This is a genomic window from Pyxidicoccus fallax (genome assembly GCF_012933655.1).
GTDB classification, from domain to species: domain Bacteria; phylum Myxococcota; class Myxococcia; order Myxococcales; family Myxococcaceae; genus Myxococcus; species Myxococcus fallax.
The window spans coordinates 46,239-60,778 of sequence record NZ_JABBJJ010000030.1; the positions used below are offsets into that span (position 1 = coordinate 46,239).

Consider the following 14,540-nt stretch of genomic DNA (forward strand, 5'->3'; position numbering starts at 1 on the left):
ACAATGGCCTCCCCCCCCACCCGCACCCATTGGACCCAGGTGCAGCGTGGAGGAGGGGACACCCGGGCCCTCCTGGCGGCCAGGGTGGCGTCTTCCTTCACGCAGCGTGTGCCAGCAGGCGATTTTTCCCGGTGGGAGCGGGGGCGCCCGCCTAGAGTCTGGCCTGTGATGGCCACTTCCGAAACCCAAGCGCCGCTCGCCGCCCTGCTTCCCAAGCCGGGAGAGCCTCCCCTGGACGCGGATGAGACCCTCAACCGCTTCGTCGGCTACGTGGCGACGAATGGACTGAGCCTCTACCCGGCCCAGGAAGAAGCCATCCTGGAGCTGCTGGCCGGCAAGCATCTGTTCCTCAAGACGCCCACCGGCTCCGGCAAGTCGCTGGTGGCCACCGCCCTCCACTTCAAGGCCATGGCCGAGGGCAAGGTCTCCTACTACACCTGCCCCATCAAGGCCCTGGTGAACGAGAAGTTCTTCGCGCTCTGCGACGCCTTCGGCGCGGAGAACGTGGGCATGCTCACCGGCGACGCGAGCATCAACCGCAACGCGCGCATCATCGTCTGCACGGCGGAAATCCTCGCCAACCTGGCCCTGCGCGACGCGGGCGCCCGCGTGGACTACGTCGTCATGGACGAGTTCCACTACTACTCCGACAGGGAGCGCGGGGTGGCGTGGCAGCTGCCGCTCATCGCGATGCCGGACACGACGTTCCTCCTGATGTCCGCCACGCTCGGGCCCACGCACGTCATCGAGGAGAGCCTGCAGAAGCTCACCGGCCGCGAGGTGGCCACCGTGCGCAGCGACCAGCGCCCCGTGCCGCTGGACTTCGACTACCGCGAGACGCCGCTGCACGAGACGATTGAAGACCTCATCGCGCGCGGCAAGTACCCCATCTACCTCGTCAACTTCACCCAGCGCGCCGCCGCCGAGCAGGCGCAGAACCTGATGAGCGTGGACTTCTCCACCAAGGAGGAGAAGGAGTCCATCCGCCAGGAGCTGCTGGACGTGCCCTTCGACACGCCCTACGGCAAGGAGTTCCAGCGCTTCCTGCGCCACGGCGTCGGCATGCACCACGCGGGGCTGCTGCCCAAGTACCGGCTGCTGGTGGAGAAGCTGGCGCAGGGCGGCCACCTCAAGGTCATCAGCGGCACGGACACGCTGGGCGTGGGCGTCAACATCCCCATCCGCACCGTGCTCTTCACGCAGCTGTTCAAGTTCAACGGCGAGAAGCTGGCCACCCTGAGCGTGCGCGACTTCAAGCAGATCGCCGGCCGCGCGGGCCGCAAGGGCTTCGACACCCAGGGCAGCGTGGTGGCCCAGGCCCCCGAGTACGTCATCGAGAACATCAAGCAGGCCGCCAAGGAGGCCGCCGGCAAGAAGAAGGCGCCCAAGGCCAAGCCGCCGCAGAAGGGCTTCGTGCAGTACGACCGGAGCACCTTCGAGCGGCTCCAGAACGGCATGCCCGAGCCGCTGGAGTCCCGCTTCGCGGTGTCGCACGGCATGATTCTCAACCTGCTGCAGAGCGACCACGAGACGGAGGCGCGCGGCGGGTACCGGCGGTTGGTGAAGCTCATCCAGCAGTGCCATGACTCGGACTACCTGAAGCGCCGGCACCTGAAGGAGGCGGCGCGGGACTTCCGCACGCTGGTGGGCGCGGGCATCGTCGAGGTGGTGCGCGGGCAGAATGGCTCCGGCGCCCACGTGAAGGTGGCCGGCGAGCTGCAGCACGACTTCAGCCTCAACCACACGCTGTCGCTGTACCTGCTGGAGACGCTGGAGCTTTTGGACCCCACCACGGACACCTACGCGCTGGACGTGGTGACGCTGGTGGAGTCGATTCTGGAGAACCCGGACGTGGTGCTCTACGCGCAGCTCAACCAGCTCAAGGGCGAGAAGGTCAACGAGCTGAAGGCGCAGGGCGTGGAGTACGACGACCGGATGGAGGAGCTGGAGAAGCTGGAGTGGCCCAAGCCCAACCGCGACTTCATCTACGGCACCTTCAACAAGTTCGCGCAGAAGCACCCGTGGGTGGGCGAGGAGAACATCCGCCCCAAGTCGGTGGTGCGGGACATGTTCGAGCGCTTCATGTCCTTCCACGACTACGTGCGCGAGTACGGCCTGCAGCGCAGCGAGGGCGTGCTGCTGCGCTACGTGAATGACGTCTACAAGACGCTGGTGCAGACGGTGCCCGAGCGCTTCCGCACGGAGGAGGTGGAGGACTTCTGCGACCACCTGCGCGCCACGCTGCGGCAGGTGGACTCCAGCCTCCTGGACGAGTGGGAGCGGATGAAGAACCCGGACGCCGTCGTGGCCACGAAGCCGGTGGTGGAGCTCAAGCCGAAGGAGCTCACCGACGACCCGAAGGCCTTCGCCGCCCGCGTGCGCGAGGAGCTGCACCGGCTGCTCCGGGCGCTGGGACAGAAGCGCTACATGGACGCGCTGGCCATGCTGGACAACCCGCTGGGCGAGTGGACCGCGCCCAAGCTGGAGCAGGCCATGGTGCCGTACTTCGAGGAGCACAAGCTGGTGGTGCTCACGCCCCAGGCGCGCAAGCCGTCCAACACCTTCCTCAAGGAGTCGGGCACGCGGCTGTGGGAGGCCCAGCAGCGCATCATGGACCCCGAGGGACACGGGGACTGGATGCTCGACTGCGAGATCGACCTGCGCGACCGGAAGCTGGACGACGGCCCCATCCTCATCCTGCGGCGCATCGGACCGTAACCGCCGGGGGGCCCCCCCGCCCCCCAGCGGCACGGGGTCTCACGCGGCCTGCTTCGGCTGCGACGGCCCGGTGAGGTAACGGTGGAGCGCGTCCAGCTCGCTCTTGTAGTGGGTGTAGTAGCTGGTGGTCTCGAGCTTGCCGCTGAAGAAGCGCTCCCAGTCCTCCCGGCGGTTGGAGGACGGGGCGCGCGACAGCGAGAGGACGTTGACGAGGCGCCGGAAGTCCTTCTTCGGCCCGTCCTTCTCGGTGGGGAAGGCGTCCATCAACCCCAGCAACTCGGAGCCCTCGACGCCGTAGGCGGCCCCCAGTTGCGCGAGCTTCTCCATCTCCTTGGGATGCAGGCCGAGCAGCTCCGGAGCCTCCCGCGCGGCGCGCTGGATGTCCTGAGGTGACAGCTTCAGCTCCTTCGTGAGCGCCTTGAGCTTCTCCTCGTCCGCGTCCATCAGGTGGGAGAGCGCGGGCTCGGTGATACCGGCCGCCTGGAAGCTCTTCTTCATCTCCGCCTCCTTCTTGTCGGCATCCATCTTCTCGAACACGGCGGAGGTCACGGCGCCGCCGACGAGGAGGGCGCCGCCAACAATCTGCCCCCAGACCGGAACGGGCAGCACGGTGGCCGCGGCGAGGGTCATCCCGCCCAGGGCGGAGGCGCTGTCCGCGGCACCCTCCCAGATCTTCCCCTGGGTGAAGTTGTCGGCGGCTCCGATCATGTCGCCAATCGCCGACACCGCGTTGCCGACGCCGGAAAGGCGGCCGAGGACGGACGCGACGGAGCCCGTCGACTTGCCCAGCATCTGGAGCACCATCGTCCCGCTATCTCCGGTGACACTGAACGCTTCGCCGATGGTCTTCACCTGATCCTTGAGCTCGCTCTCGGTGAACTTGTGGCCGCCATTGACCACACCGACGAAAGAGAACGCGATTCCGAGCGCGCGGATGGGCTCGACGACTCCCGGAGCCCCACCCGCGAGCTCGCCGGAGCGCCGCATGAACTCCTGCCTCGCCGCCGCCGCCTCCTCCGCGCTCTGGCCGCTCGTGGACAGCTCCTTGAAGACATCCACCATCCCCTTCATCTCGGCCTGGGTGCAGCCGAACAGGGCATGGTTCTTCTCGAGCGTGCCAAGGAGCCGGTCCCTGGCCTCCGGGTCATCGGCCTTCGAGAGCACCAGGGAGCCCATGGCCTTGGTGGTGGCCGCGGTGAGCTTGGTGGAGAAGTCCGTGCCGAGCTTGCCGAGCTTCGCCGGGTCCTCGAGTTCCTCGAAGATGTTGGGCTGGCCCTCGGCCTGCTTCTCCAGTTCTCGCTGGAACAGCTGCTGGCCCGTCTCGGTGTTGGCGAAGTCGGGGAAGTGCTCCATGGCCGCCGTCGCCTCGTTGCCGAGGTGCCCCATCCAATTCGGCGACTGGCTGCCGGTGGCCTTGGCGTAACTTCCATAGACGGAACCGGGCGTCGTCAGGCATCCCTCGAGCTTCCGGGCCGCATCCTCGTACTCGCGATACGCGGGGGTGCGCTTCTGGTAGTCGAGGACGGCCTTCTTCTGCTGCTCCGAGGTGAGCGCGGGACTGAGACGACTGACGAACGCCGCGAGCTCCTCGTTGGCCTTGCCGACCGCCTTCTTCTTCTCCTCGAAGTTCTCCCGGGTCTTCCGGATGCCTTCGGCCAGCGAGTTGCCCACCTGCTGGGCCGCACCGGGCTTGCGCGCCGACTGGAGTTCGTGCGCGAGCGCCGTCCCCAGCTTCGCACCGCCGGGGGACTGCGCGAGCTCGGAGAACAGGGGCGACTGCCCCTTGAAGAGCCCCTGGGGCGGGCACGCGTTCGCCATCTCTTTGGCGAGCGTCTGGGTGAAGAACGTGCCGCCGATGGTGCCCGCCCGGGCCAGCGCGGTCAGCTGGGGCTTGCCGAGCTGCGGGGTGGTGTTCAGCGACTGCGCGGCCATCTGCTTCAGCTCGGGCCCGAGCTCCTGGACCAGGGCCTGCTGGTAGACCGGGTCCTTGTTGGCGTCGAGCAGCCCCACGAAGGTCTTCGCGCCCACGTCGTAGATGCAGCCCTGCTTCATGTCCTTGCGGACCTTCTCGGCGTCGGCGCGCGCGGCCTGCTTCGCCTCTTCCGGGGTCAGCTTCTTCGTCGCGACGCCGCTCCCCGCATCGGACTGCTGGGGCGAGTCCGCCACCATCATGGACTGGAGCTCGGGGGACACCTTCGCGCGCTCCAGCGCCTTCTGGCGCTCGGGGGAGCCGGGGGGCGCGTCGAGGATCTTCTTCGCCTGACCGGCCGGCAGCGAGCCCGCCTCCTCGTAGTGGGGCTGCTCCTTCAGGAACGCCTCCGTGGAGCCGTAGCTCTTCTTCGTGGCGGGGTCGTAGACCTTGGAGCCCTGGCGGACGACCACGTGGCCGGACTGGCCCTCTTCCCCGGCGCGCTTGTCCTTGAGGAACACGAGCTCCGAGCGGCCGCGGATTTCGGGCGACGCCAGGTCCACCCAGTCCTTGGCCTTGTCCAGGCAGTTCGCCTTGCCGTCCCGGGTGTTCTCGGTGAGCAGCGAGGTGGCGGGAGCCGCCTTCGGGTCGAGCTCGGGCCGCTTCGCGGGCGGGGCGCCGGCCTGGAAGCCGGAGCGGAACCGCTCCCCATCCTTGGGGGACTTCGCCTGCTCCGCCTGCCGCGCCTGCTCCGCCTGGCGGGCCTGTTCCGCCTGCCGCGCCTGCTCCGCCCGGCGGGCCTGCTCCGCCTTGCGGATGTTGACGGAGGGGTCGATACCAGGACCTTCAGGGACTCGCGTACCGGACATGGGGGCCTCGCTGGAAACGGGTTGTTCGACCCGTCAAGAGCGCCCCACTTCGTCGCCGTCCCAAAAAACCCTGAAGCCCCGTCGCGTGCCGGCTCAGGTCTCCGAGGCCGGAGCGGCCAGCTCGGCGGGGGCGGTCTCCGGCTCGGCCGGCGTCGCCTCCGCGACGTCCATGGCGCCCTGGGCGTCGGGCTCCAGCACCCACTGCCAGTCCTGCGTGGAGAGGACGACACGGTCCGTCTCGCAGCGGACCTCCAGCTCCGCGTCCTCGACGGTCCACGAGCCAATCCAGACCGTCGTCGTCCGGATGCACTCGGCCTCGCCGCACTCCTCCGTGTCCGCCACCCAGACCCGGCCCCCCGGCACGGCGGGGCAGGAGAGGGGCTCGGCGTAACGGAGCCGGGGCGAGTCCAGGGGCTCCTCGGTGTCACCCGGGAAGAACGTATCCGGGTCCACGAGGCGGCCCATCTCGTCCGGGGCCCCTTCCGTGTACGCGTCCTCCACGTCGGCGCGAGCGTCCGTGGGCAGCTCCTCCAGCTCCATGGCTCCGGCCAGCGGCGCGGCCAGCCAGCCACACAGCAACGTCACCTTCCCCCACCGTGTCGTCCACATGTCTCGGCTCCTCGCCGCGGACTCGTGCGCGGCTCACGGGCGGGGTGTTGTGCAAGGCATGGACCGGGCCTCCGTGTGGCTCCGGAGCCACGGGGCCGGGGGCCTGGGCCCACCGAGTGTCCGGCACCGGGCGGATGCCGTGAGCGTCCGAAAGGTGTGTGTGGCCCCGGAGACGCGGTGTGCGCGGGTCGGGGCCATGACCCGATGCCAGGAGTCGCTCGTGGATGACGGGGCGACCGGCACGGAGCAGCCAGCCCGTGCGGTCCCACCGTCCGCTGCCGGTCGAATGTCCTGTGAATGACCGGGCCGAAGACGCGGTGCGGCGTTACGGTTGAAGGCGTATGGCTCGAACACGCGCTCTGGATCAGCCCCTCCGTCGTGACGTCCGCCTGCTCGGCAGGCTTCTGGGGGAGGTACTCGTCGAGCAGGAGGGACAGGACCTCTTCGACCTGGAGGAAGAGGTCCGGCGCCTGTCCATCCAGCGGCGGCGTGGGCCGGTGGCGGGGCGGCGGGCCGCCGCGGCGCAGCTCGCGGACATCCTCCAGCGACTGCCCCTGGAGCGCGCCGAGCCCGTGCTGCGCGCCTTCGCCGTCTACTTCCAGCTCGTCAACCTCGCGGAGCAGCACCACCGCATCCGCCGCGCGCGCACCCACGCGGGCTCCGCGTCCGCCCGGCCCCAGCGCGGCTCCATGGAGTCGACGCTGCTGTCGCTCAAGGCGGCCGGCGTGCCACCGGAGCGCGTGCGCGAGGCGCTGCGCCACATGCGCGTGACGCTGACGCTCACCGCGCACCCCACGCAGGCCGTGCGCCGCACGCTGCTGGAGAAGCTCTACCGCATGGCGAGCCTCCTGGAGGAGAGGGATCGCTGCGCGCTGACGCCCCGCGAGTCCGCCGAGAACCTGGAGTCCCTCCGCGAGGAGATCACCACCCTGTGGCAGACGGACGAGCTGCGCCGCGAGCGCCCCACGGTGGGCGACGAGGTGAAGAACGCCCTCTGGTACGTGGAGGAGGTGCTCGCCGAGCAGCTCTCCCTCACCCCGGAGATGCTGGACTGGGCCTTCGAGCGCGCCTATGGCGAGCCCCTCGGGAAGGTGGGCACGCCGGTGCGCATCCACTCCTGGGTGGGCGGGGACATGGACGGCAACCCGCTGGTGACGCCCGAGGTGTTCGCGGACACGCTGCGCGCGCACCGCGCCCGCGGCCTGCGGAGGCTGCTGCATGACCTGGAGGCGCTGGGTGGAAGGCTCTCCCAGTCCGCGCGGCATGCGAAGCCGTCCCCGGCGCTGGAGGCGTCCCTGGCCCGCGACGCGGCGGAGCTTCCCGAGGCGCAGCGCCGCCTGGCCCCGCGCACCATCGGCGAGCCGTGGCGCCGCAAGCTGCGCTTCATGGAGGAGCGGCTGCAGCGCGCCCTCGACTACGTGACGGCGCAGCGGGCCGGTGAGACGCGCGAGATGCCGGCCGGGGCCTACCGCACGCCCGAGGCGCTGCTGGAGGACCTGGACCTGCTGGCCAACGCGCTGGTGGACGCGAAGGGCGCGCGCGCCGGGCTGCGGCGGCTGCGCTGGGTGCGCGAGCGGGTGTGCGCGCTGGGCCTGTCCCTGGCCGAGCTGGAGGCCCGCGTGCCCGCGGAGGACGCGGTGAGCGCGGCGGCCTCGCTCGACGGCGGGCCTCCGCCGACGGAAGGAGGCACGCGGCTGTTGGCGGTGCTGGCGCGGCTGAAGGAGGCCCAGGCGGAGTCGGGCGAGCCCGCATGCCGCACCCTCATCCTGAGCATGGCCAGCACGGCGGAGGACGTGCTCGCGGCCTTCCAGTGCGTGAAGCACGCGGGCCTGTGGGACGAGAAGCGCGGCTGCGCCACGGTGGACGTGGTGCCCCTGTTCGAGCAGCTCGGGGCGCTGGACTCGGGGCCGGACGTGCTGCGCGCGCTCTTCGCCCACCCGGAGTACCGCCGGCACCTGAACGCGCGAGGCGCGCAGGAGGTGATGGTGGGCTACAGCGACTCCGGCAAGGAGGTGGGCCTCTTGGCGGCGAGCGCCGCGCTCCAGCGCGCGCAGGTGGCGCTCACGGAGGTGTGCCGCGAGGCCGGGGTGCCGCTGCGCCTGTTCCACGGCCGCGGCGAGTCCGTGGCGCGAGGCGGAGGCCCCGCGCAGGAGGCCATCCTCGCGCTGCCCCCGGGCGCGGTGGCGGGCGGCTACAAGGCCACGGAGCAGGGCGAGGCGCTGGACCACAAGTACGCGCGCCCGGAGCTGGCGCGGCGCACGCTGGAGCTCATCCTCGGCGGCGTGCTGCTGCACACGCTGGACGCGCAGCCGCGCCCGCCGCCGGAGGCCGAGGCCACCTTCCGCGCCGTGTTCGACACGCTGGCGGAGACGGGACGGCGCGAGTACCGCGGGCTCGTCTGGGAGGACCCGCGCTTCCTGGAGCTGTTCACCGCGGCGACGCCGGTGGAGGAAATCGGGGCGCTGCCCATTGGCTCGCGCCCGAGCAAGCGCAAGGCGGGGGGACTGGAGACGCTGCGCGCGATTCCCTGGGTCTTCGCCTGGACGCAGAACCGCGCCATCCTCCCCGGCTGGTACGGGGTGGGCTCCGCGCTGGAGGCGTACTCGCGCGAGCCAGGCGGGGCGGAGATGCTGAAGCGGATGTACAAGGAGTGGCCCTTCTTCCGCGTCGTCATCGACAACGTCACCATGGTGCTGGCCAAGACGGACCTGGCCATCGCCGGCCGCTACGCGAAGCTGGCGCCCGTCTCCACGCGGCCCCTGTGGCGCCGCATCCAGGAGGAGCACCGGCGCACGCGCAAGCAGGTGAAGGCGCTCACCGGAGAACTGAAGCTCCTGGACCACAACCCGCAGCTGCAGCGCAGCATCTCGCTGCGCAACCCCTACGTGGACCCGATGTCCTTCCTCCAGGTGGAGCTGCTCAAGCGCAAGCGCGAGGGCCAGGCCGAGTGCGACCGGCCGCTGCTGCTCACGCTCAACGGAATCGCTGCGGGCATGCGCAACACGGGGTAGTGAAGCGCGCACGGCGGGCCGTTAGGAGAATGGAATGCCCAGGGACACGTTCAGCGTGGTGGAGATCAACCCGAAGCACGGCTTCGCGCTCTTGCGCCCGGACGGCGGCGCGGGCCCCTTCCACGCGCCGCTCTACCCGGACGAGGAGTCCGGAGAGCCGCGGATGCAGCTGCGCGTGGGAGACCGTGTGACGGGCTTGCGGCGCGGCCAGTCCGTCTCCGACGTGAAGTGGCAGTCGCGCGCGCAGCCCCCGTCGGACCTGGTGGAGCGGATGGGCGAGCTGCTCGCGAAGCTGGAGCGGTGGGAGCTGCGCATCCCCGCCACCGCCTTCGACCTGGCCGAGCACCACTGGCGCGACAGCCGCGAGGACCCGCTCCACCTGGAGCTGCTCTCGCAATTGCCCACCTTCTTCGAGTGGGACGTCGACCACCCCTACGAGGACGCCGGGCTGCTGGAGCGGCTGCAGGCCGCGATGCAGCCGTACCTGCCGGGCTTCCAGGTGCAGCCCGTCCAGGGACGCCCCGCCTTCATCCTGACGCCCGGTGACGTGGAGGTGGCGGCGGGGGAGGGGAGCTGGGAGTCGCCCGACATCACCTTCGCCCCGCTGATTCATCAGGTGAACGCGCGGCTGGAGGCGGCGAGCGCTCCGGTGCGCTGGGTGCCCACCGAGGACGACTGGGTGCTGGCGCCGCCGGGGCTCGCCGAGCTGCTCGTGCTGCACGGCGTGCTGGGCCCGCGCCCGGCGGCGTGACACGCGGGGCCTACAGCTCGCCCCGCTCGCGCAGCATGCGCACCACCTCGGTGGACATCACCCGGTGGCCCTCGGCGCTGGGGTGGATGCCGTCCACCACCAGCCCCTCGAGGAAGAGGTGCGGGTTGTCCGGCCGGCGCGTCACCGCCTCCAGGTCGATGAGGTCCGTGCCGGTGGCGCCCTGGCGCAGCCACTCGTTGAACGCCAGCCGCTGCTGCTTCACCACCGTGTAGGGGCTGTGGTTCGACTTCTCCTTGGGCAGCAGCGTGCTCACCCACACCCGGCAGAAGGGCCGCAGCCGCTCCACCAGGCGCAGCATCCGCGATTGAATCTGCCCCAGCGCGCCGTCGTTGCCCAGGTCATTGGTGCCCAGCAGCACGAGGCAGTCGGTGATGCCCCGCAGCGTGAGCACCTCGCCGTCCAGCAGCTCCAGCGCGTCGAAGAAGCCCTGGCCGCTGACGCCCGCGTTCACCACCGGCACGCCGAGCTGCGCCTCCACCAGCGCCGGCCACGCGTTGCGGGTGTCGTTCTTCATGTCGATGTAGCCCTCGGTGATGCTGTCCCCGAGCGCCACGAAGGCCCGCGTCGGGAAGCCCTCCACGTCCACCGTGGCCACGCCCACGGCGCGCTCGAAGGGCTGGCCTCCGAGGACCTCGGGCACCGCCGAGTGCGTCCCGGTGCGCGCGTAGCTGCCCGGGAAGGCGTCGATGGCGCTCACCGCCAGCGCGCCCCGCGCCTCGAAGCTGATGGCCAGGTCGTCGCGGAAGGACACCGGGAAGTCCACCGGGTCCGACGTCACCAGCGTGCGCGCCCCCGTGGAGAAGCCGTCCTTCCCGCCGAAGGTGAGCGGCACCGGCATGGAGGCCAGCGCCCCATCGGTGCCCGCCTTCGCCACCGTGGCCCGCTGCACCGTCAGGTTCCCGTCCCCCGAGCGGAACGTGACGCGGATGCGCCCGCCCTCGCGCGCCACCGGCACGCGCATGCGGAACGTCACCGTGCTCCCCACGCTGTGGGACCAGCGCAGCGCCTGGTGGAAGCCGGGCTGGAAGATGGCGTCCGGCTTCGTCGGTGGAGGCGGCGGGGGCGGCGGCGTGGGCCGCACCCGGCGTTCATCGTTCAACACCAGCGCCGGAGCCACCTCCAGCGGCGCATCCGGGGCGCTGGCCTCCACCGACGCGGGCGCGCTCGCCTCCGGAGCAGGTGCCTCCTCCAGGAGTGCCTCGCCGGTGCTGTCCGCACACGCCAGCAGCACACTCCCCGCGCACACCACCACCCCGAGCCACGCTCGCCACACTCGCATCCGTTCCCCCTTCCCGGCGCTTGAGGATGCGCACCCGGGGGCCGCGTGACGAGTCGGTCGCGGCGCGAGCATGCACTCCCGCGAGAGCGCCTGCCCGGCTGCCGGCCATGCGACGAAGGGCAACACTTTTCCATCGCGTGCCCACGGATTCTCCAGGCACGCGCCGGCACGACCGTGACGGTGGCGCGCGCGACTTCCTCAGGGCCTCGCGGGCCCGACGCTGACGAAGCGCGTCGTCCGCCTCAGAGATTGAAGCCCACGTTTCCGACGGAGATGCTCGGCCCGAAGATGAAGGACCAATTGCTGGAGGGGACGACGGGGTCCAGGTTCGGGTCGCCGCCCGTCCTGCGCTTGATGTCGCCCCGGAACTCGTAGGCCACCCAGGCGTTGGCCCCCACCGCGGCCCCCGGGCCGATGGGCACGCGCAGGCCCAGCCCCGTGACGACCGCCACCGTGGGCGGGAACTGGATGTCGCCCGACTGCGGCACGAGCCCCAGCCCCATCAGCCCCAGCTCGATGCCCAGGAGCCGCTCCTGCCCCTCGTTGTTGAGCAGGGCCAGCCGGGACAGGACGCCGAAGTTGATGGCGAGCTGCCCCGTGGGCACCGTGGCGCGGTAGAGGCCGGCGGGGATGGCCGCCGTCGCGTACAGCCGGAAGAGGCCGCCCTGGATGGTGGCCGTCCACTGCGCGGAGGGCAGGCCCGTGCGGTCCGTCGTGGCCAGCGCGTAGCGCGCCTCGTCCGCCACGTGGGACACCTGGACGAGGATGCGGTCGTACTGCCCCAGGTTCCCCGGCACGGGGATGACGCGCTCGTCCCCCTTGGGGCGCAGGAACATCCGCTGGTCCACGCCGCTCTCCCCGCGCGTGGAGCCATCCGGCCGGGTAACGCTGACGCGCAGGTGCACCTCCTGGTTGCCCTCCTCGGGCATCAGGCGCTCGCGGTGCACGATGACGCGGCACGTGTTGCGCATCTCGTAGGAGAGCCGGTGCGGCCGGCTCGGCGCCAGGCTCACGTCCTTCCCGTCCTTGTCCGCGCAGACGAACTCGAACAGCGTGTCCACGCGGGCGGGCACGCTGGCCTCGCGCACCAGCCGCTGGACGCGCTCGTCGACGAGCGCCAGGTCCGCGGTGGCCAGCTCCCCCGGCAGCGTCGGCAGCTGGTAGCCGAAGCGCAGCGCCACGAAGCCCCCCGCAGCGGCCTCGCCCTGGATGAGGGTGGTGGATTCCTTCGGGGTGACGCCGTACGCGCCCGGGAGCGCGTGGAGCACGAAGCGTCCCAGGCCCGCCGCGGACGCCACGTGCACCTCCGCGGGGCGGTTGGTGGGCACGAAGTCGATGGGGCCGTGGCCGGGCAGCTCCAGCACCGCGCGGGGGACGGGCAGGGGCGTCGTCTTCGCCGTCTCCGAGGCCACCACCGTCCCCTCGTGCCGCGACGTCAGCGCGGTGATGGTGACCTGCTGGTCGGGGGTGCCGCCCGTGCGCAGCAGCACGTGGGTGCCCTCGGCCGTCTTCAGCACGCGCTCCACGCGGGCGCGCTGGTTGTTGACCGTCCAGATGAGGGTGCGCGAGTCATGCGCGCAGATGGGGTCCAGCCGCACCACCAGCGCCGAGTCCTCGGCCCCGCGCAGCACCGTGCCCTCCACGGCCGTCAGCGGGCAGGCCAGCACGGGCAGCGTCGCGGAGACGGTCTGCTCCAGCGCGTCACCCCGGGCGAACAGCACGCGGGGCGTCAGCCGCAGCCGCAGGGAGATGGTGGCGTCCACGCCGGGCACGTTGCGCACGTAGACGACGCCGTCCCCCACCTCGCAGCGCGCCAGCCCGCACTCCGCGCTGGCAATCGCCTCCGAGTGGCTGACGGACACGGAGCCCGGCCCCTTCGACACGTCGACGCCGTTGGAGAGCACCAGCGGCTGGGTGAGGATGACGCGGCCGGGACGCAGGCGCATGGCCTCCGCGTCCACCACGTTGCCGTTGGCGTCGTAGGTGGTGACGTCCGGGCCCCTCCGGCCGTGGGGCGGAATCCAGAAGAGCACCGCGTCCGTGGGCAGGCCCTGCGCCACCGGCACGGCGCAGTCCACCGGCCCCTTGCCCGTGGAGGGCGTCAGGCAGACGTCCTGTCCCTCCGGGGGACCTCGCGGGGCCTCGCCGCGCGGCGTGCCGGCCCAGGCGATGGCCACGTTGAGGAGGTTCGTCCCCCGCAGCTCCACGCGCCCGTCGTCCGGGTAGAAGGTGGTGGCCGCCGCGTCGATGCGGGGCAGGGGGCCGGTGGCAATCACCATCACCGTGGCCTCGCTCTCGGCGCACCGGCCAGGGCTCTCGGCCACCGTCAGCTCCATCACCCGGTCGCCATCGTCCGCCTTCGCGGGCGGCTGGAGGGAGCGCCCGTCGGCCCCCAGCGTCCAGCCGCCGCGCACCGGCCCGCAGATGACGCCCTTCGGGATGACCTCGACGGGCCGGCCGCCCTCGGGGACCTGGACGACGGGGACGGCGGAGGCGAGCCCCGAGAGCATCGACACGACGAGGAAGAGGGGGCGTGCGGCGTGCATGGCCCCCTTCCCAAACCGGAGGAGCCCGCCACGGTCAAGCACCGTGTACGGGCATTCCGGGCTCCCTCCGATACGGGCATTCCGGGCTCCCTCCGAAGAGGGAGGGCCGCCTCAGGAAGGCACGCAGGCACCCACGCCAGGGTTGTTGCCCACCGTACGGCAGGTGCCGGTGGCGCACGCGGGCGTCCCTCCGGGGCGGCACAGCGGGCGGCACGTCAGCCCGCCGCCCGTGTCCACGCAGGCGCTGCCCGGCGTGCACTGGTTGCTGAAGTCACACGCCTCGCCCTCGCGCCGGGTGCCCGTGCCCGCGCACACCGGGCCGGACGTGGACGGGTAGCAGCTCAGCGGCGCCGTGCAGTCCTCGCCGAAGGGGTCGCACTGCCGCGACGGCGGGCCGCACACCAGCGGCAGCTCCGCCGTGCCCTCCAGCCGGAGCACCGTGTTGCACTCGCCCTGCTCCCCGCACTCGGACGTGGCGTGGCACAGCCGCCGGCAGAAGAAGCCCGTGCCGCCGTCCACCGGCTCGTCCTTGCAGAACAGGCCCTGCTGGCACGTGTCGTAGGTGAGGCCACCGTCATTGGCCGCCAGCGTGCACGGCGCGCCCTCCTCCGCGGTGCCCGCCTCCACGCACCGGCGCTGCGTGGCGCCGCCCTGGCCCACGTAGGTGCACCGCTGCCCCTGGGGGCAGTCCTGCCGGACGACATCGCACTCCGCCGCGAAGCACCGGCTGCCCGTGCCGCCGTCCTCCAGGTCCGCGAAGTGACAGCTCTGCCCCGAGGGGCAGCCCTCCTGTCGCGCCACGTTGCAGGCGAAGTCCGTGCCCGGCC

General features: G+C 71.5%; 8 protein-coding genes. 3 read left to right on the forward strand and 5 right to left on the reverse strand.

Features of this window, described 5'->3' with window-relative positions; translation table 11 throughout:
- Positions 1-168 precede the first annotated feature (168 nt).
- A complete protein-coding gene (locus HG543_RS09270; RefSeq protein WP_169344341.1) occupies positions 169-2,718 on the forward strand; it encodes a DEAD/DEAH box helicase in 2,550 nt (849 codons plus the stop codon).
- 39 nt (positions 2,719-2,757) lie between these two features.
- Here HG543_RS09270 and HG543_RS09275 read toward each other — a convergent pair whose 3' ends face one another.
- Positions 2,758-5,496, reverse strand: coding sequence for a hypothetical protein (locus HG543_RS09275; RefSeq protein WP_169344300.1), 2,739 nt, complete (start codon positions 5,494-5,496; stop codon positions 2,758-2,760).
- Between the two features lie 93 nt (positions 5,497-5,589).
- Positions 5,590-6,105 (reverse strand): hypothetical protein, encoded by a 516-nt coding sequence (locus HG543_RS09280; protein WP_169344342.1) that lies wholly within the window; start codon positions 6,103-6,105, stop codon positions 5,590-5,592.
- Between the two features lie 341 nt (positions 6,106-6,446).
- Between HG543_RS09280 and HG543_RS09285 the strand changes: the two genes are divergently transcribed.
- Both HG543_RS09285 and HG543_RS09290 read left to right on the forward strand, forming a co-directional pair.
- Entirely contained in the window at positions 6,447-9,116 is a 2,670-nt protein-coding gene (locus tag HG543_RS09285; protein WP_169344343.1) for a phosphoenolpyruvate carboxylase, read from the forward strand.
- A 34-nt stretch (positions 9,117-9,150) separates the two neighbouring features.
- Positions 9,151-9,867: a hypothetical protein gene (locus HG543_RS09290; RefSeq protein WP_169344344.1), complete on the forward strand. Its 717-nt coding sequence runs from the start codon at positions 9,151-9,153 to the stop codon at positions 9,865-9,867.
- A gap of 10 nt (positions 9,868-9,877) precedes the next feature.
- Here the strand turns inward: HG543_RS09290 and HG543_RS09295 are convergent, their stop codons facing one another.
- From HG543_RS09295 to HG543_RS09305, 3 genes are all read right to left on the reverse strand, one after another.
- Positions 9,878-11,167, reverse strand: coding sequence for an SGNH/GDSL hydrolase family protein (locus HG543_RS09295; RefSeq protein WP_169344345.1), 1,290 nt, complete (start codon positions 11,165-11,167; stop codon positions 9,878-9,880).
- A 242-nt stretch (positions 11,168-11,409) separates the two neighbouring features.
- Positions 11,410-13,713, reverse strand: a complete 2,304-nt coding sequence (locus HG543_RS09300) for a hypothetical protein (protein ID WP_246356867.1) — start codon at positions 13,711-13,713, stop codon at positions 11,410-11,412.
- Between the two features lie 111 nt (positions 13,714-13,824).
- On the reverse strand, positions 13,825-14,540 hold a 716-nt coding region (locus HG543_RS09305), incomplete at its 5' end, for a hypothetical protein (RefSeq protein WP_169344346.1).